The sequence below is a fragment of the Rhodanobacter sp. UC4437_H4 genome (assembly GCF_052978425.1).
On sequence record NZ_CM129673.1, the window covers coordinates 365,102 to 381,753 of the forward strand.

General features: G+C 69.7%; 18 protein-coding genes. 13 read left to right on the forward strand and 5 right to left on the reverse strand.

Translation table 11 applies throughout. The features are described 5' to 3' along the window. Nucleotides 1-34 precede the first annotated feature (34 nt). The 5 genes from ACVCL3_RS01890 to ACVCL3_RS01910 all read right to left on the reverse strand — a co-directional run bounded on the left by ACVCL3_RS01890 (nucleotide 35) and on the right by ACVCL3_RS01910 (nucleotide 5,024). Nucleotides 35-2,002 carry a transglutaminase TgpA family protein gene (locus ACVCL3_RS01890; protein ID WP_447100301.1) on the reverse strand — a complete coding sequence of 656 codons (1,968 nt, stop codon included), beginning with the start codon at nucleotides 2,000-2,002 and terminating at the stop codon, nucleotides 35-37. Continuing rightward, complete coding sequence (locus tag ACVCL3_RS01895; protein WP_447100302.1) at nucleotides 1,999-2,952, reverse strand: DUF58 domain-containing protein; 954 nt, start codon at nucleotides 2,950-2,952, stop codon at nucleotides 1,999-2,001. Before ACVCL3_RS01895 ends, ACVCL3_RS01890 begins: the two co-directional genes overlap by 4 nt. After that, the gene (locus tag ACVCL3_RS01900) at nucleotides 2,952-3,893 is read right to left on the reverse strand and encodes an AAA family ATPase (protein ID WP_395118642.1); all 942 of its coding nucleotides are present in this window, start codon (nucleotides 3,891-3,893) and stop codon (nucleotides 2,952-2,954) included. Before ACVCL3_RS01900 ends, ACVCL3_RS01895 begins: the two co-directional genes overlap by 1 nt. 79 nt (nucleotides 3,894-3,972) lie before the next feature. Then, on the reverse strand, nucleotides 3,973-4,569 hold the full coding sequence (locus ACVCL3_RS01905; RefSeq protein WP_447100303.1) for a Maf family protein: 597 nt from the start codon (nucleotides 4,567-4,569) through the stop codon (nucleotides 3,973-3,975). Beyond that, on the reverse strand, nucleotides 4,569-5,024 hold the full coding sequence (locus ACVCL3_RS01910; protein ID WP_395118638.1) for a hypothetical protein: 456 nt from the start codon (nucleotides 5,022-5,024) through the stop codon (nucleotides 4,569-4,571). Before ACVCL3_RS01910 ends, ACVCL3_RS01905 begins: the two co-directional genes overlap by 1 nt. A gap of 145 nt (nucleotides 5,025-5,169) precedes the next feature. Between ACVCL3_RS01910 and ACVCL3_RS01915 the strand changes: the two genes are divergently transcribed. From ACVCL3_RS01915 to ACVCL3_RS01975, 13 genes are all read left to right on the forward strand, one after another. Next, the gene (locus tag ACVCL3_RS01915) at nucleotides 5,170-5,688 is read left to right on the forward strand and encodes a YceD family protein (protein ID WP_447101556.1); all 519 of its coding nucleotides are present in this window, start codon (nucleotides 5,170-5,172) and stop codon (nucleotides 5,686-5,688) included. An 83-nt stretch (nucleotides 5,689-5,771) separates the two neighbouring features. After that, on the forward strand, nucleotides 5,772-5,966 hold the full coding sequence (gene rpmF, locus ACVCL3_RS01920; protein ID WP_136257062.1) for a 50S ribosomal protein L32: 195 nt from the start codon (nucleotides 5,772-5,774) through the stop codon (nucleotides 5,964-5,966). Nucleotides 5,967-6,114: 148 nt separating this feature from the next. Next, a complete protein-coding gene (locus tag ACVCL3_RS01925) occupies nucleotides 6,115-7,089 on the forward strand; it encodes a beta-ketoacyl-ACP synthase III (RefSeq protein WP_447098836.1) in 975 nt (324 codons plus the stop codon). Between the two features lie 144 nt (nucleotides 7,090-7,233). Then, nucleotides 7,234-8,181 carry an ACP S-malonyltransferase gene (fabD, locus tag ACVCL3_RS01930; protein WP_447098837.1) on the forward strand — a complete coding sequence of 316 codons (948 nt, stop codon included), beginning with the start codon at nucleotides 7,234-7,236 and terminating at the stop codon, nucleotides 8,179-8,181. 38 nt (nucleotides 8,182-8,219) lie between these two features. Further along, complete coding sequence (gene fabG, locus ACVCL3_RS01935; RefSeq protein WP_395118632.1) at nucleotides 8,220-8,963, forward strand: 3-oxoacyl-ACP reductase FabG; 744 nt, start codon at nucleotides 8,220-8,222, stop codon at nucleotides 8,961-8,963. 199 nt (nucleotides 8,964-9,162) lie between these two features. Beyond that, nucleotides 9,163-9,402 (forward strand): acyl carrier protein, encoded by a 240-nt coding sequence (gene acpP / locus ACVCL3_RS01940; RefSeq protein WP_007513179.1) that lies wholly within the window; start codon nucleotides 9,163-9,165, stop codon nucleotides 9,400-9,402. A gap of 231 nt (nucleotides 9,403-9,633) precedes the next feature. Next, on the forward strand, nucleotides 9,634-10,872 hold the full coding sequence (gene fabF, locus ACVCL3_RS01945; RefSeq protein ID WP_447100304.1) for a beta-ketoacyl-ACP synthase II: 1,239 nt from the start codon (nucleotides 9,634-9,636) through the stop codon (nucleotides 10,870-10,872). An 11-nt stretch (nucleotides 10,873-10,883) separates the two neighbouring features. After that, nucleotides 10,884-12,230, forward strand: a complete 1,347-nt coding sequence (locus ACVCL3_RS01950; RefSeq protein ID WP_447100305.1) for an aminodeoxychorismate synthase component I — start codon at nucleotides 10,884-10,886, stop codon at nucleotides 12,228-12,230. Further along, a complete protein-coding gene (gene pabC / locus ACVCL3_RS01955) occupies nucleotides 12,230-13,051 on the forward strand; it encodes an aminodeoxychorismate lyase (RefSeq protein WP_447100306.1) in 822 nt (273 codons plus the stop codon). Before ACVCL3_RS01950 ends, pabC begins: the two co-directional genes overlap by 1 nt. Beyond that, entirely contained in the window at nucleotides 13,048-14,088 is a 1,041-nt protein-coding gene (mltG, locus tag ACVCL3_RS01960) for an endolytic transglycosylase MltG (protein ID WP_395118624.1), read from the forward strand. The genes pabC and mltG overlap by 4 nt, the downstream gene beginning before the upstream one ends. Beyond that, on the forward strand, nucleotides 14,085-14,726 hold the full coding sequence (gene tmk, locus ACVCL3_RS01965; RefSeq protein WP_447100307.1) for a dTMP kinase: 642 nt from the start codon (nucleotides 14,085-14,087) through the stop codon (nucleotides 14,724-14,726). The genes mltG and tmk overlap by 4 nt, the downstream gene beginning before the upstream one ends. Continuing rightward, nucleotides 14,723-15,658, forward strand: a complete 936-nt coding sequence (gene holB / locus ACVCL3_RS01970) for a DNA polymerase III subunit delta' (protein WP_447100308.1) — start codon at nucleotides 14,723-14,725, stop codon at nucleotides 15,656-15,658. The genes tmk and holB overlap by 4 nt, the downstream gene beginning before the upstream one ends. Further along, nucleotides 15,658-16,644 (forward strand): PIG-L deacetylase family protein, encoded by a 987-nt coding sequence (locus tag ACVCL3_RS01975; RefSeq protein ID WP_447100309.1) that lies wholly within the window; start codon nucleotides 15,658-15,660, stop codon nucleotides 16,642-16,644. The genes holB and ACVCL3_RS01975 overlap by 1 nt, the downstream gene beginning before the upstream one ends. Nucleotides 16,645-16,652 lie beyond the last annotated feature (8 nt).

Consider the following 16,652-nt stretch of genomic DNA (forward strand, 5'->3'; position numbering starts at 1 on the left):
GTCAGGAACGATGGTGTCCACCATCGCATCGATGTCATTTGACCACGTTCGTTACCCGAAAATCCCGCACCATGCGCCGGAACGCGTGGACTGATTCAGGCGCGGGTTCGTCGCTGGCATAGCAAAGCTCCAGGTACTGCTGCATCAACTCCGTCAGCCGGCCGCGCTGCGCCGGCAGGGCACGTGCCGCGCGGCTCAGGTAGTGCTGCGGGCCTTCGCCGGTCCGCCGGACGATCCGTTGCCGTGCGAGCTTGCGTTCCAGCGCGCGCAAGGCCTCCCGCAACGGGTCGCGCGGCTGCCGCCGCCGCAATGCCCACGCCAGCCCGATGGCGACGAACAGGCTGCTGCCGATGGCCAGCAGCACGCCCAGCGTTCTCGTGTCGGTGTCGCGGATGCCGAACGGGGTCAGCAAGCCGCGCTGGCGTAGCGCATCAAACGCCACAACGCCCTGGTCCCACCAGCGGTTGACAATGTCCCAGCGATTGCGGAACTGCTGCAGCCAGTCGCGTCGGTACCAGTCCAGCTGATCACCCGCGGCAGCGGCAGCGCCCAGGCTGACCCGTTCGGGGCGCACGGCGGCCGTGGGGTCGACGCGCACCCAGCCGCGACCGGCCAGCCACACTTCGCTCCAGGCATGGGCATCGGAGTTGCGCACCAGCAGATAGTTGCCCAGCTTGTTCCAGTAGCCACCCTGGTAGCCGGTGACCACGCGTGCCGGAATGCCGGCTGCGCGCATCAGCACGGTGAATGCGGACGAGTAGTGCTCGCAATAGCCTTCGCGCGTGGCGAACAGGAAATCGTCCATGGCGTCGCGGCCCAACGGCGCCGGCGCGAGCGTGTAGCGAAACCCGCCATCGTGAAACAGCGCCAGCGCCTCGCGGACGATGGCGTTGTCGTCGCTGCCGTGGCGCTCGCGCCAGGATTGGCCGAGCGCCAGCGTGCGCGGGTTGAAGCGGGCGGGGAGCTGCAGCCAGCGCTGGGGTCGCGCGTCCAACTGCGGTTCGAGCCGGTATCGCGTGGCCGAACCGAGCGCATAGCTGAGCGCATCGTCGACCGGTCGGCTGGCTACCACCACGCGGTCCCTGTGCATGACGGCCCCCGCGGGCGCCTCGATCGGCACGTCCAGGGTCGGCAGCACGCGGCGGTGCGTGGGCAGCAGGTTGATCCGGTAGCCGATCGACTGCTCGACCTCGAGCGGCACCGGTGCTGCGTGGGCCACGTCGTCATAGCTCCAGCTCACGCCGTCGTACCTGGCCATGACGAAGGCGCGAAAGTAGCGCTGGTCCGGCGGCGGCGGTGGGCCGTCGAAGGTGACCCGCATGGCCGGGTGATCGTCGGTCAACAGCTCGGTGAAGGCACCCGGACTCATGCGGTCGCTGAGGCCGGTGCGCGCCTGGTCGCGGCCGGGTGCGCCCCACAACGGCGAACCCAGCCGGGGCACCAGCACGAAGGCGAGCAAGGCCAGCGGGAGTGCCGCCGCCAGCAGCGCCAGCGCGGGCATGAAGCTGCGCGCCATGCCGGTCGCCGGTTGCGCGGGTTCCAGCGCCCGCAGGGTGGCCAGCGCGGGCACCAGTCCCAGCGCCACCACCAGCGTGCTGACCATGCCCTGGTCGAACAGCAGGGCGGTCATCAGGGTGAAACAGGCAAAGCCCACCCCGACGCGCACGTCGCGCAGCGTTTCGGTTTCCAGCAGCTTGAGCACCAGCAGGCCGATGCCCAGCGCGGTGCCCGGCGCACGCCCGAACAGGTTGCCGTAGTAGGCGATGATCGCCAGGGTCAGCAGGGTCAGCAGCGGCAGCTTGATCGCCTGCGGCAGGCGACCGGGGTGGCGGTGACGCTGCCACCAGCGGCTGCCCAGGATCACGGCAAGCGCGGCACTGAGCCACCACGGCAGGTGGCTGGCGTTGACCGCCAGCACGAAGGCTGCGCTGAGGCAGAGCAGGTCGAACGCGCGTTGTGGCAGCGCGATCGCCGGCTTGCCCGGTTTCCTGCGCCCGCTCACGGCAGGCCCGCCAGCGCGTCCATGCAGCGGACGTAGTGCTGCAGTCCGCTGCCGCTGCCGATCTCGGTGCCCGGCAGCCACAGGCTGTAGCTGCAGCGCTGCGCCTGCGCCTCGTTGAGCCAGCGTGCCAGTCGCGCGATGCGGGCTTCATCGTCCAGACCATGCAGTTGCCGCCAGTCCAGGCGCCACTGCGGCCGGCTGCGCGGCTGTTCGAAGTCCTTCACCAGCAGGTCGTCGTGGCGGGCGCTGGGTTTCCAGGCGATGTGCCGTTGCGGATCGCCGGCGCGATAGTCGCGCAACGCGGCCAGTTCCTCGCCGCGGTGAAGTTGCATGCGGCGGGCGTCGTCGGCCATCGCCCGTGGCGCCGGACCGGTCGCCTCCGGGCGCGGCCAGACCAGCACGGATTGCTCCGGGTGCAGCCAGCTCCAGGCGCGGAACATGCCCAGCGGCCAACTGGTCCACAGGCGCAGTCGCGGCAGCGGTTGCCAGCCGCGCCGGTGGGTCGGCAGGCGCAGGCGGACCTGGGCGGCGTCGGCGCTGTCCACGGCGAAGACAGTCGATTCGTCGTCCAGGTCCAGCCGGAGGGCGCCGCGCGGGCGATCCGAATGGAACGAGCACACCAGCTCGATCGCCTCGCCGGCGATCGCATGGCCGGCGCGCAGGTGATCCAGGCGCAGCCCGTCGAGGTTGCGGAATGCCACCAGCATGCTCGCCGCACTCGCTGCGCCGAGCAGGCAGGTCAGCAGCAGGGCGGCGTTGTTGTTGTAGTTCAGCGCGCCGACCAGCATCACCAGCAACAGCACGGTGAAGCCGAGGCCGAAGCCGCTGGGCACGATATAGATGCGTCGGCGATGCAGGGTGATCGGCAATCGCTCCGGGCGGCGGTAGCGGGTCAACGCCGGCAGGCGCTTTTCCGCCCGGCGTTGCAGGCGTTGCATCAGGTCTCGCATCAATCCACCGCCACCTCGGTCAGCAACTGCCGCGCCAGCTGCGCTCCGTCGGCCCCCCGCGTGGCCGGCAGTCGGTGAGCTGCCAGCGGCACGAACAGGGCCTGGATGTCTTCGGGCAGTACATGACTGCGGCCGCTGAGCATGGCCCAGGCGCGGGCAGCGCCCAGCAACGCCAGGCCCGCGCGTGGCGACAGGCCCGCGCGGATCTCCGGATGGCGCCGGCTCGCGGCCAGCAGCGCCTGCAGATAGTCGAGCAGGGCGCTGCTGGCAGTGATGGCCTGCGCCCGCTGGTGCAGGGCCAGCAGCGATTCGGCGTCCAGCTGCGGGGTGAGTCGGGCCAGCATGTCGCGGCGATCGCTGCCGGTGAGCAGCGCGCGCTCGGCGCCGGGGTCGGGGTAATCCAGCGACAGCCGCAGCATGAACCGGTCCAGTTGCGAATCCGGCAGCGGGAAGGTGCCGTTGAGATCGAGCGGATTCTGCGTGGCGACGACGAAAAAGGGTGGGGCCAGCGCGTGGGTCTGGCCGTCCACGGTGACCTGGTTCTCCGCCATCGCCTCGAGCAGCGCGCTTTGCGTCTTGGGGCTGGCCCGATTGATCTCGTCGGCGAGCAGCAGGCCGGTGAAGATCGGCCCGGGATGGAAGCGGAAGCTCCCGCTGTCGCGCTCGTAGACGCTGACCCCGATGATGTCCGACGGCAGCAGGTCGCTGGTGAACTGCACGCGCTGGAACTCCAGCCCGAAGGTGGCGGCCAGCGCATGCGCCAGGGTGGTCTTGCCCACGCCGGGCACATCCTCCAGCAGCAGGTGGCCGCCGGCGATCAGGCAGGTGAAGGCGAGTTTGACCTGATGCGGCTTGCCCAGCAGGACGCGATTGACCTGGTCGATCGCGGCTTGCAGGCGTTGTTGCAGGGCTTCGGCGCGGGGCTCGATGGTGGCGGACATGGTTTCTCGACGGTCTGGAGCCAAGGCGGGCGCGGTCCGCGCCGTGTGTCCGGCAGTGTAGCGGCACGCCCGTCGCCGCTCAGGGCACGGCGACGCCGGCCTGGCGCAGCATGCGCGCGAGTGCGATCAGCGGCAGGCCGATCAGGGCGCTGGGATCGCGATTGTCGATTTCCTCGAACAGGCTGATGCCCAATCCTTCGCACTTGAAGCTGCCGGCGCAATCCAGCGGCAGCTCGCGTGTGACGTAGCGCTCGATTTCCGCGCTGCCCAACTCGCGAAAGCGGACCCGGGTGTCATCCACGTGGGTTTGCGAGCGGCCATGACGGGTGTCGAGCAGGCACAACGCGGTGTGGAAATGCACGACGCAGCCGGAGCTGGCGCCGAGCTGCTCGCGGGCCGCCTCCACGCTGCCGGGCTTGCGCAGGATGGCGCCGTCGAGCGCGGCCACCTGGTCGGAGCCGATCACCAGCGCGTCGTCGAAATCCGCGGCCACGGCGGTTGCCTTGGCGATCGCCAGGCGCAGGGCACGCGACGCGGGAGCTTCCCCGGCCTGCGGTGTCTCGTCGGTATCGGGCGCGGCCTGCTCGAAATCCGCCAGCAGGCGGCGCAGCAGGTCGGCGCGGTAGCGGGAGGTCGAGGCCAGCACGATGCGGCGTCGCGTGTGCAGTTTGTCCATCAGTGGTCCGAGTCGCGGCGGATCTGCTCGCGCATCGCGCTGTTCAGCTCGGTTTGCGCCTGGGCCAGTGCCTTCAGCAGCGGCTGCAGGCGGTCGCGCGCCTCGCGCATCGAGCTGGCAGTTTCGTCCAGTTCGTGCTGGCTCGCGGCGGGGGACCGGTCGCGAATCCACAAGCGTTGCTGCAGCAGCGCGCGCAGCCCCGCATCGACCGCGTGACGGGCGTCCTTTTCACTGGCGGCGGGCAGGTCCGGGTTCAGCGACATCACCGCATGCGCCTGCTGCAGGCCGGAGCGGCAGGTTTTCAGGTCGATCTCCAGCCGATCGGCGAGGTCCAGCAGGTCGCGGATGCTGCCGGCGCGCCGGTTCTGGTGCTTGCGCAGCAGCATGGCCGTGCCGGCCAGCAGGATCAGGATGGCGAGGCAGGCCGCCACGCTGAGCGTGAGGTACGGATTCAAGGGCGCGGCTTCGTCGTGCGGGAGTGGCCCAGTCTGCCGCATCGGGGCGGGATCAGGCAAAATGCACCTGACAGGCGTCGGCGTCGGCGGTCCGGCGCAGCCGCGGGTTGACTTGGCGGCCCGGCAAACCTACCATTCCGCGATTATGTCCGTGACACTGCCAGAGTCCGTGGACGCTTGGCGCATGGTCTCGGCGCGGCGTTCATTCGAGGGAACGCTGCCCATCGCGAGCCTGCGGCGCCTCGGCGAGGCACTTGCCGGCACCGATGGCGAGGTCAGTTTCACGCTTGATTTCGGGCGCGACGATCTCGGCACCAGCTACGTGGATGTCCGCGCCAGCGCGCCGCTGACGTTGATCTGTCAGCGTTCGCTGGAACCGTTCGTGCTGCCGGTTGCGGTGCACACGCGACTGGGGCTGATCGGCCAGGAGCGCGACGAGGCGGGATTGCCGCCCGATTGCGAACCGCTGCTGGTGGCCGAGGATGGCCGCCTGCGACCGGCGGATGTGATAGAGGACGAATTGCTGTTGGCGCTGCCGCTGGTTCCGGTCAACCCGGACAGCCGGTTGCCCGACGAAGTGACAGGCCACGACCCGGCGCAGGATCATGCCGAATCGGGGCGCTCGGAGAATCCGTTCGCGGTATTGCGCGAGCTGAAGAAATAACGTCGGCCCGGCTCGCCTGATCCGGGCCGTTCGATCAACGATCATCCCGTTTCATTTCACCACGTTTCAGTTGGAGAACTACCATGGCTGTTGCCAAGAGCCGCCGTACCCCGTCCACCCGCGGCATGCGTCGTGCCCACGACAAGCTGAGCACCGTGCAGCTTTCCACCGACCCGACCAGCGGCGAGGTGCACCTGCGCCACCACGTCACCAAGGACGGCTACTACCGTGGCAAGAAGGTGATCCAGGCCAAGGCCGCGGTGTCGGTCGAGGATTGACCGGGTTGCCGGGGCCCTGCGGGGTCCCGCCGGGCGATCAACCGGAACGGCGCGGCGACGCGCCGTTTTTGCGTTCCGCCACCCGGGCACGTAACGTACGGCGTCGGCCCAGCGGCCGATCCCGCAGTCCCTGCCGATGGAAAGTTGAATGACCCAGATTTATTCCCGCCTCGTCGCCACCGGCAGCGCCTTGCCCGAGCGTATCGTCACCAATGCCGATCTGGAAAAGATCGTCGACACCAGCGACGAGTGGATCCGCACCCGCACCGGCATCCGCCAGCGGCACATCGCCGCCGACGGCGAAACCACGGGCGACTTGTCCTTCCGGGCCGCGCAGAACGCGCTGGAGGCGGCGGGCGTCAAGGCGTCCGAACTCGACCTGATCGTGCTCGGCACGACCACGCCGGACCTCATCTTTCCTTCCACCGCCTGCCTGCTGCAGCATCGCCTGGGCGCCAACGGATGCGCGGCGTTCGACGTGAATGCGGCGTGCTCGGGCTTCGTCTACGCGTTGGGCGTTGCCGACAAGTTCATCCGCAGCGGGCAGTCGAAGAAGGTGCTGGTGGTGGGCGCCGAGACGCTCACCCGGATGGTCGACTGGACGGAGCGCGAAACCTGCGTGCTGTTCGGCGACGGCGCCGGCGCGGTGGTGCTGGAGGCGTCCAGCGAACCGGGCGTCTACGCCACCTGCCTGCACGCCGACGGCGGCTACAAGCACCTGCTGTACAACCCGGTGGGCGTGTCGGCCGGTTTCAGCGACGAGCCCAATCACGGCGTGCGCATCCGCATGTCCGGGCGCGAGGTGTTCAAGGTCGCGGTGAAGACGCTGGACGCCCTGGTCGGCGAGACGCTGGAGGCGGCCGGCATGCAGGAGTCGGACATCGACTGGCTGATCCCGCACCAGGCCAACCTGCGCATCATCGAGGCGACCGCCAAGCGGCTGAACATGTCGATGGAGCGGGTCATCGTGACGGTCGACAAGCATGCGAACACGTCCTCGGGTTCGGTGCCGCTCGCGCTCGATTACGCGGTGCGTTCGGGCAAGGTGCAGCGTGGCCAGAACCTGTTGCTGGAAGCATTCGGCGGCGGTTTCACCTGGGCCTCGGCGTTGCTGCGTTACTGAGCCACCGCGGTTCCGGCGAGTTCTTCGTGATGCCGCCCAGCCGGGCGGCATCATGTTTTGTGTCCCGGAAAATGCGGAATACAGCTGCGTATGGCCGTCGATGCTGGCACCATGGCGGTTTTCGTCGACGGGATTTGCGCCTCCATGAGTTCCACTTCCGCTTCGCTGGCTTTCGTTTTCCCCGGTCAGGGCTCGCAATCGGTCGGCATGCTGACCGAGCTGGCTGCTGCGCACGCCGAGGTGCAGTCGGCGTTCGGGGAAGCTTCGCAGGGCGCCGGCGTCGATCTGTGGAGCCTCGCCATGCAGGGGCCGGAGGAACAGCTCAACCGCACCGAGCACACCCAGCCGGCGCTGCTGGCTGCCAGCGTGGCGGTGTGGCGCGTGTGGCAGAAGCTGGGTGGCGTGGATCCGGCACAACTGGCGGGCCACAGCCTGGGCGAGTACAGCGCGCTGGTCTGCGCCGGTTCGCTGTCCTTGCACGACGCGGCCGCCCTGGTGGCCGAGCGCGGGCGCCTGATGCAGGCTGCAGTGCCGGCCGGCGTGGGCGCGATGGCGGCCATCCTCGGTGGCGATGATGCGCAGATCGCGGCTGTCTGCGAAGAGGTGGCGCAAGGGCAGGTCGTGTCACCGGCCAATTTCAATTCACCGGGACAACTGGTGATCGCCGGCAACACCGAGGCGGTCGATCGTGCGCTGGTCCGGCTCGCCGAGCTGGGCGTGAAGAAGGCGATCAAGCTGGCCGTGTCGGTGCCGTCGCACTGCGCACTGATGCGCGAGGCGGCCGATCGGTTGGGCGAGCGGATGGCCACGATCGACTGGCAGCTTCCGCGCGTGCCGGTGATCCAGAACGCCGAGGCGCGCAGCTACGGCACGGTCGAGGAGATCCGCGGCGCCTTGCAGCGCCAGTTGTACCTGCCGGTGCGCTGGACCGAGTGCGTGCAGGCACTGGCCGCGGGCGGTGCCACGCGCATCGCCGAATGCGGGCCGGGCAAGGTGCTGGCCGGACTGATCAAGCGCATCGACAAGAGCATCGAGGCGCGCCCGCTTGGCGATCCGGCCCAGCTCGATGCCGCCCGCGCCGAGTGGGCGTGAGTTTTCCGTTTTCCGATTCCCCGAAGGAACACCCGACAATGAGCAACCCACTGCAAGGTGAAATCGCGCTGGTCACCGGCGCCAGCCGCGGCATCGGCGCGGCGATCGCGGACGAGCTGGCGGCCATGGGCGCCATCGTGATCGGCACCGCCACCAGCGAAGGCGGCGCCGCCGCGATCGGTGAGCGGATGGCTGCGCACGGCGGTCACGGCCGCGTGCTGGACGTCACCGACGGCGCCGCCGTCGAGGCGCTGGTCGACGCCATCGCGAAGGAATTCGGCCCGGTCTCGATCCTGGTCAACAACGCCGGCATCACCCGCGACCAGTTGCTGATGCGGATGAAGGAGGAGGACTGGCAGGCGATCATCGACACCAACCTCACCTCCGTGTACCGCACGTCGAAGGCGGTGATGCGCGGCATGATGAAGGCGAAGAAGGGCCGCATCATTTCGATCGCCTCGGTGATCGGGCTCACCGGCAACCCCGGCCAGGCGAACTACGCGGCGGCGAAGGCCGGCATCATCGCGTTCTCCAAATCGCTGGCGCGCGAGATCGGCACGCGCGGCATCACGGTCAACGTGGTGGCGCCCGGCTTCATCGACACCGACATGACCCGCGCACTGCCGGAAGAGACCCGCCACGGGTTGCTCGGCCAGATCGCGCTCGGCCGTCTGGGCGATGCCGGCGACATCGCCAAGGCCGTGGGATTCCTGGCTTCGCCTGCGGCGTCCTACATCACCGGCGAGACCTTGCACGTCAACGGCGGGATGTACATGCCGTGAGGCCGGCGCACGGAGTTGTCGCCAGCAGGCTCTTTTTAGGCGACAATTGCGCTTTCGCGTCGGTCAACGGCGGCCGTGGCCAGCCATCGCCGGCGAATCGTGGCAGCACTGGCGCTTAGCCACTACAATGCCGCCGGTCTTGAGCCATGCAGTCGGACCGGTACCGACAAACAATCACCCCTTGAGAGGTATGGGCAACATGAGCACCATCGAAGAACGCGTCAAGAAAATCGTCGTCGAGCAGTTGGGCGTGAAGGAAGATGAAGTCACGGCGAACGCTTCGTTCGTGGATGATCTGGGCGCGGACTCGCTGGACACGGTGGAGCTGGTGATGGCGCTCGAGGAAGAGTTCGAGACCGAGATCCCGGACGAGGATGCCGAGAAGATCACCACCGTGCAGCAGGCCGTCGACTACATCAAGGCCCACTCCAAGGACTGATCGGTTCCGGAGGCATGTCCATCCCGCCTGGCACGCCCCGTGCGAGCCGGCAAGGATGGGCAGCGATATCGAATGCTGCGCCTGAATGGCGCAGTTTTCGTTTCTGAATTTCGCAACGTCCGAACCCGTATGGTGCATCGCGCATCGTCGGGCGCCACGGACGACGCACCCGGAGCGCGCCGCGCCGGCCATCGGTCGTGGCAGCTTCCCGGGAATAACGAAGGAACAAGCATGAGCAAGCGTCGAGTAGTAGTGACCGGCATGGGCATCATCTCGCCCGTCGGCAACGACATCGCCAGCGCGTGGGATCGGGTGGTCAAGGGCGAGAGCGGCATCGGCCCCGTCGTCCACTTCGACACCTCGGCCTACTCGACGCGCATCGCCGGACAGGTCAGCGGTTTCGACCCGGCCGAATGGATGCCGCTCAAGGACGTCAAGAAGATGGACCCGTTCATCCATTACGGCGTGGCGGCGGGCACCCAGGCTCTGCGCGATTCGGGCCTGGAGATCACCGAGGCCAACGCACCTCGCGTCGGCGTGGCGGTGGGCGCCGGTATCGGCGGCCTGTACACGATCGAATCGACCACGCTGGAACTGGCCGCCAAGGGCCCGCGCCGCGTGTCGCCGTTCTACGTACCCAGCTCGATCATCAACATGGTCTCGGGCCAGCTGTCCATCATGTTCGGCCTGAAGGGGCCCAACATCGCCTGCGTCACTGCCTGTACCACCGGCGCGCACAACATCGGCCTGGCTGCACGCATGATCCAGTACGGCGATGCCGACGCGATGATCGCCGGTGGCGCCGAGTTCGCCACCACCGGCACCGCGATGGCCGGCTTCTGCTCGGCCAAGGCGATGTCCACCCGCAACGACGAGCCGACCAAGGCGAGCCGCCCGTGGGACAAGGATCGCGACGGCTTCGTGCTGTCCGACGGCGCCGGCGTGGTGATGCTGGAGGAGTACGAGCATGCCAAGGCGCGCGGCGCGCGCATCTACGCCGAGCTGGTCGGCTTCGGCATGAGCGGCGACGCCTACCACATGACCGCGCCCAGCGAAGGCGGCGAAGGCGCGGCGCGCTGCATCCAGACCGCGCTGAACGACGCCGGCCTCAATCCATCCGACGTGCAGTACGTCAACGCCCACGGCACCTCCACGCCGCTGGGTGACCTCGGCGAGGTGATGGCGGCGAAGAAGGTGTTCGGCGACCACGCGTACAAGCTGGCGATGAGCTCCACCAAATCCACCACCGGCCATCTGCTGGGCGCGGCCGGTGGCGTCGAGGCGATCTTCAGCGTGCTGGCGCTGCGCGACCAGGTGCTGCCGCCCACGATCAACCTGGACGAGCCGGGCGAAGGCTGCGACCTCGACTTCGTGCCCAACGTCGCGCGCGAGGCGAAGCTCGACGTGGTGCTGTCCAACTCGTTCGGCTTCGGCGGCACCAACGGCACGCTGGCGTTCCGTCGCGTTTGACCGACGCGGGCATGGCTTGCCATCGGCGCCGGCTGGACGGCCGGCGCGATCTTCTCGCGCCGGCGGCGACGCTCCCCGAGCGCTATCCGTGCCTGTTGCAGAGCGTCGTGCACGGCAGCGCGCAATCGCGCTACGACATCCTGTTCGCGTTTCCCGGCGAGCGGCTGGAACTGGTCGCCGATGGCGTGTTGCGCGACGGTGACGGTCGCGTGCAGCCGGGTCGCTTTCTCGATGCGCTGGACCGGGTGTGGCTTGCCGGGCGGTGCCCGGCTGGCACCGACGAGTTGCCGTTCCACGGCGGTTGGGTTTTGCTGCTGAGCTATGAACTGGCCGCCGAGATCGAGCCCCGATTGAAGTTGCCGCCCAGCTCGACGCTGCCGTTGGCGCTGGCCGTGCGCTGCCCGGCGGCGATCATCGTCGACCATTGGCACGAATGCACCTGGCTGGTCGCCGAGGCCGGCTTCGAGCCGTTGCTCGACCGGCTCGAAGCCGATCTTGCATCGCCGGCGGCATGGCCGCCGTTGCCCGCACTCGAGACCATCGAGGAAGACCCGCCCGGCGACTTCCTCGATGGCGTGCAGCGCATTCACGAACACCTCCGGGCCGGCGACACGTTCCAGGTGAACCTGTCGCGCGGCTGGAACGCCCGCTACGCGCTGCCTCCCCAGCCGGCGGCGCTTTACGACGCCTTGCGCCGCGCCAACCCGGCGCCGTTCGCCGGTTTGCTGCAACAGCCGGGCTGGGCCGTGCTGAGTTCCTCGCCCGAACGCCTGGTGGAAGTGCGCGGCGGCGTGGCGCAGACGCGTCCGATCGCCGGTACGCGCCCGCGGCTGAGCGGCGACGACGAGCACGCGCGCATCCGCGAACTGAGCGCCCACCCGAAGGAGCGTGCCGAACACGTGATGCTGCTCGACCTGGAGCGCAACGACCTGGGTCGCGTCTGCGCGCCGGGCACGGTCGAGGTCGACGAGCTGATGGTGGTGGAGAGTTACGCCCATGTTCACCACATCGTCTCCAATGTACGCGGACGGCTGCGCGCCGGCGTGACGCCGGGCGAGGTGATCGCCGCCACCTTTCCCGGCGGCACCATCACCGGCTGCCCCAAGGTACGCTGCATGGAGATCATCGCCGCGCTGGAGCGCACGCCGCGCGGCGCCTATACCGGCGCGCTGGGCTACCTGGACTGCAATGGCGAGCTCGACTTGAACATCCTGATCCGCACCCTGACGCTGAGCGGCGAGCACGTGAGCCTGCGCGCCGGCGCGGGCATCGTCGCCGACTCGGAAGCCGCCGCCGAGTTGGACGAGACGCGCGCCAAGGCACGCGGCCTGCTGCGCGCGCTCGGGACGCCGGGCTGATGGCGGCGCGGCTGCTGGTCGACGGCGTGGCCGCGGATCGGGTCAGCGTGCTCGACCGCGGCTTCGGTTACGGCGACGGCCTGTTCGAGAGCATCCGCATGGTCGGCACGCGCGCGCCGCTGTGGGCGCGGCACATGCAGCGGCTGACGGCCGGTTGCGAGCGCCTGCTGATTCCCGCACCCGACCCGGACCAGCTCTGGCACGAAATGCAGCAGGTCCGGGCGGACATGGCGCATGCGGTGGTGCGTATCACCGTGACGCGCGGCATCGGCGAGCGCGGTTATGCGCCGCCGGCAACGCCGCGGCCCACCCGCGTGGTGGCCGCGTTCCCGCCGCCGCCGGTGGGAGAGGCGGCCATCCACGGCGTGCGCATGCGGGTGTGCCGGCTGCGGCTGGCCGAGCAGCCGCGACTGGCCGGCGTCAAGCATCTGAACCGGTTGGAGCAGGTGCTGGCGCGCGCCGAGTGGAACGATCCGGCGATCGCCGAAGGCGTGCTGTGCGATGGCCACGGCCATGTGATTTCGGCGACCATGGCCAACCTGTTCGCGGTGATCGACGGCGAGTTGCTGACCCCGGCCGTGGACCGCTGCGGCATCGCCGGGGTCGCGCGGGCCGAGGTGCTGGAGGCGATGTCGGCGCGCGTGGCCGAGATCGGGTTGGAGGCCCTGGCCGGGGCCAGCGAGCTGTTCCTGAGTTCGAGCGTGCGCGGCATCGTGCCGGTACAGTCGCTGGAGCGTTGGACCTGGGCACCCGGCGCAGTGGCGCGCCGGTTGCAGCAGCATTGGCGCGATCTGGGATTTTCAATGGAGCAGGGCGGATGAGTGTTCGAGCGATGCGCGGGGCTGCGCGGCTGCACGGGTTGCTGCTGGTGGTGCTGGCGCTGGCGCTCGCTGCGGCGCTGGCGGTGGGCTGGAACGACTACCATCGTTTCAGCGTGACCGCGTTGAACGTATCGCCGCAACAGCAAAGCATCGACGTCAGCCGCGGCACCAGTTTCCGGGGCATCGTCGCCGAGCTGCGGCGACAGGGTCTGACCACGGCCAGCCCGTGGTACTGGCGATTGCTGGCCGAGCAGATGCACGTGGCCGGCAAGCTGCACGCGGGGGAATATGCGCTCGCGCCCGGCATCACGCCGCGCCAGTTGCTGTCGGACATGGCGGCGGGCAAGGTCCTGCAGCGCAACTTCACTATCGTCGACGGCTGGACGTTCGCCGAGCTGCGCCGCGCGCTGGCCCAGGCCGACGTGCTGCAGCACGACACCAGCGGCCTCGACGACGCGACGATCATGCAGCGCATCGGCGCCGGCGGCGAGGCGCCGGAAGGACGCTTCCTGCCAGAGACCTACGCCTACGTGAAGGGCGACGGCGAGCTGGACATCCTGCGCCGCGCCCATGCGGCGATGGAGCGTACGCTGGCGGCGCTTTGGCCGGGGCGTGCGCCGGACTTGCCGCTGGCCAATCCGTACCAGGCGCTGATCCTGGCCTCGATCGTGGAGAAGGAAACCGGCCGCGCCGACGAGCGTGCGAAGATCGCCGGGGTGTTCGTCCGGCGCCTGGAGCATCACATGCTGCTGCAGACCGACCCCAGCGTGATCTACGGCATGGGCGCGCGTTACGACGGCAACATCCGCAAGAGCGATCTCGCCGCCGACACGCCCTACAACACCTACACCCGGCCCGGCCTCCCGCCCACACCGATCGCCCTGCCGGGCCGGCCGGCGATCGCGGCCGCGCTGCATCCCGCCGCCGGCGATGCGTTGTATTTCGTGGCGCGCGGCGATGGCAGCCACGTGTTCTCCAGCACCCTGGCCGAGCACAACCGCAACGTCGACTGCTACCAGCGGAAGCGCTGCCGATGAGTCCCGCGCGCGGCAGGTTCATCAGCCTCGAGGGCGGCGAGGGCGCCGGCAAGAGCACCTTGCTGACCGGCGTGCTGGCCTGCCTTCGCCAGCGCGGGCTGTCGGTGGTGCAGGCGCGCGAGCCGGGCGGCACGCCGGTGGGCGAGGCGGTGCGCGCGATCGTGCTGGATCCGGCGCTGGCCCCGCTGGCGGCGGAGACCGAACTGCTGTTGATGTTCGCCTCGCGCGCACAGCTGGTGCGCGAGGTGATCGAGCCCGCGCTGGCTGCGGGGCAGTGGGTGGTGTGCGACCGCTTTGCCGACGCGAGTTACGCCTACCAGGGCGGTGGACGCGGCCAGCCCGCCGCGCGCATCGAGGAACTGGAGCGCTGGGCCTGCGACGGCGTGAAGCCCGATCTCACTTTGCTGCTCGACCTGCCGGTCGCGGCCGGGCGCGCCCGTGCCGCCGGTCGCGGCGAGGCCGACCGCATCGAGTCCGAGGCGGACGCGTTCTTCGAGCGGGTGCGTGCCAGCTACCGCGCCCGCGCGGCACAGGAGCCGAACCGCTTCCGCGTCATCGACGCCAGCCAGGCTCCCGGGCAGGTGCTGCAGGCGGCCACGCATGCCTTGATCGAGTGGCTGGAAGGGTCGGCCCGATGAACGCACTGCCATGGCACGAGAATCATTGGTCGCGGCTGCAGGCCCGTCGCGAGCGCGGCGCGCTGCCGCACGCCCTGCTGCTGTGCGGTGCCGCCGGCCTGGGCAAGCGTGCGTTCGCGCAGCGTTTCGTGCGCGGCCTGCTGTGCACCGAGCCGGTGCACGGCGAAGCCTGCGGGCATTGCCGGGGTTGCCGGTTGAGCGCGGCCGGCTCGCATCCGGACCGGGTGGAACTGACCTTCGGCTTGCGCAAGGACGGCACGCCACGCACCGAGATCGTGGTCGACCAGATCCGCGAGTTGTCCGCCCGGCTGGCCATGCGCAGCCAGCTCGGCGGCTGGCAGGTGGTCACCATCGACCCGGCCGACGCGATGAACGCCGCGGCGGCCAATGCCTTGCTGAAGACGCTGGAGGAACCGGCTGCGCAAACCATGCTGATCCTGCTGGCCGATGCGCCGTGGCGGTTGCCGCCGACGATCCGCAGCCGTTGCCAGCGGATCGAGTTCCATCTGCCCGAACCGGCGCTGGCGCTGGCCTGGCTGCAGCGCGAAGGCGTGGCCGACGGCAGGGCGGCGCTGGCGGCAGCCGGTGGCAACCCGGGACTCGCCATGCAATGGAGCCGGCATGGCGCGCTGGAGCAGCGCACCGAAGTCCGCCGCGACCTGGCGGCGCTGGCCGGCGGGCGCGGCCAGGCGGCCGAGGTGGTCAAGCGCTGGCTGGACGACGAGCCGGCGCAGCGGCTGTGGTTTGCCGCGCAGGCCGCGGCCGACGAACTGCGCGCCCGTTCGCTGGGCGATCGCCCGCCACTGGGCAGCGCGCTGGACGCGGCGGCGCTGGGCGATTGGCACGACGCCAGCAACCGTGCACGCGAGGGCCTGCGCGGCCCCTTGCGCCCGGATCTGCTGCTGCTGGAGCTGCTGTCCCGGTGGCGCTGATGGACAGTGCCCGGGGCGACGGCGGGCCAGAGTTCTCCGCGAGCACCCGTCTGCTGGTGATCGCGCCGCATCCCGATGACGAAACCCTGGCCACCGGCGTGCTGCTGCAGCAAGTGCTGGCGGCCGGTGGCGAGGTGCGCATCCTGCTGCTGACCGCCGGCGACAACAATCCCTGGCCGCAGCGCGCGCTGGAACGCCGCTGGCGCCTCGGCGCGGCGGATCGGCGCCGCTGGGCGCAGCGGCGCGCGGCCGAATTGCAGCATGCGCTCGCCGCGCTGGGGGTACCGGCGACTGCGTTGCAGTCCCTGGACTGGCCCGACCTCGGCGTCACCGACCTCTTGCTGCAATCGACCGACCGGGCCGTGGCCGCCATCCGCGATGCGATCGACCGCTTCGCCCCCGACCTGATCGCCGTGCCGTCATTGCAGGATCGGCATCCCGACCACAGCGCGGCGCACGTGCTGGTGCGGCTGGCATTGGCCGGCCACGCCACGCCGCCGGCGCTGCTCGCCTACCTCGTGCATGGCGACAAGGGGGATCGGCGCGCCTTGAAGATGCCTGCCACGGCCGCCCAGCTCGCCGGCAAGCGGGCCGCCCTGCAGGCGCATCGCAGCCAACTCGCGTTGAGCGGCAAGCGCCTGCGCCGAATGGCGGAGCGCGACGAAACCTATTTCGAGCCGGACGCTCCGATGCCGGCAGCCCTGCCGTGGCACCCGCCCCGCGTGTGGTGGCGCTGGCTGCGGCTGGACCTGGTGAACCCGGCAACATCGCAGCGCTGGGCCTGGCAGAGCGCGCCGCTGCGACATGACGCGGACGGCACATTGCGCCTGCAGCTGCCCGCGGCTGCGCGTGCGGCGCCGTGTTTCGTGCGGCTGTCGCTAGACTTGTGCTCGCCGTGGATATTCGACCATTGGGGCTGGTGCCAGATCCAAGCCGACGAACCGACCCCCACCGTCGGTGTTGCGCCCTTGGACCGACCCAGCTAGGTTGCTGC

Excerpts from the sequence above, each read along its gene's own strand:
- tmk (WP_447100307.1), top strand. The coding sequence starts at position 14,085 with ATGAGTCCCGCGCGCGGCAGGTTCATCAGCCTCGAGGGCGGCGAGGGC.
- pabC (WP_447100306.1), top strand. The coding sequence starts at position 12,230 with ATGGCGGCGCGGCTGCTGGTCGACGGCGTGGCCGCGGATCGGGTCAGC.
- ACVCL3_RS01900 (WP_395118642.1), bottom strand. The coding sequence starts at position 3,893 with ATGTCCGCCACCATCGAGCCCCGCGCCGAAGCCCTGCAACAACGCCTG.
- ACVCL3_RS01975 (WP_447100309.1), top strand. The coding sequence starts at position 15,658 with ATGGACAGTGCCCGGGGCGACGGCGGGCCAGAGTTCTCCGCGAGCACC.
- fabF (WP_447100304.1), top strand. The coding sequence starts at position 9,634 with ATGAGCAAGCGTCGAGTAGTAGTGACCGGCATGGGCATCATCTCGCCC.
- ACVCL3_RS01925 (WP_447098836.1), top strand. The coding sequence starts at position 6,115 with ATGACCCAGATTTATTCCCGCCTCGTCGCCACCGGCAGCGCCTTGCCC.
- ACVCL3_RS01905 (WP_447100303.1), bottom strand. The coding sequence starts at position 4,569 with ATGGACAAACTGCACACGCGACGCCGCATCGTGCTGGCCTCGACCTCC.
- rpmF (WP_136257062.1), top strand. The coding sequence starts at position 5,772 with ATGGCTGTTGCCAAGAGCCGCCGTACCCCGTCCACCCGCGGCATGCGT.
- mltG (WP_395118624.1), top strand. The coding sequence starts at position 13,048 with ATGAGTGTTCGAGCGATGCGCGGGGCTGCGCGGCTGCACGGGTTGCTG.
- fabG (WP_395118632.1), top strand. The coding sequence starts at position 8,220 with ATGAGCAACCCACTGCAAGGTGAAATCGCGCTGGTCACCGGCGCCAGC.
- ACVCL3_RS01895 (WP_447100302.1), bottom strand. The coding sequence starts at position 2,952 with ATGCGAGACCTGATGCAACGCCTGCAACGCCGGGCGGAAAAGCGCCTG.
- ACVCL3_RS01950 (WP_447100305.1), top strand. The coding sequence starts at position 10,884 with ATGGCTTGCCATCGGCGCCGGCTGGACGGCCGGCGCGATCTTCTCGCG.
- fabD (WP_447098837.1), top strand. The coding sequence starts at position 7,234 with ATGAGTTCCACTTCCGCTTCGCTGGCTTTCGTTTTCCCCGGTCAGGGC.
- holB (WP_447100308.1), top strand. The coding sequence starts at position 14,723 with ATGAACGCACTGCCATGGCACGAGAATCATTGGTCGCGGCTGCAGGCC.
- ACVCL3_RS01915 (WP_447101556.1), top strand. The coding sequence starts at position 5,170 with ATGTCCGTGACACTGCCAGAGTCCGTGGACGCTTGGCGCATGGTCTCG.
- acpP (WP_007513179.1), top strand. The coding sequence starts at position 9,163 with ATGAGCACCATCGAAGAACGCGTCAAGAAAATCGTCGTCGAGCAGTTG.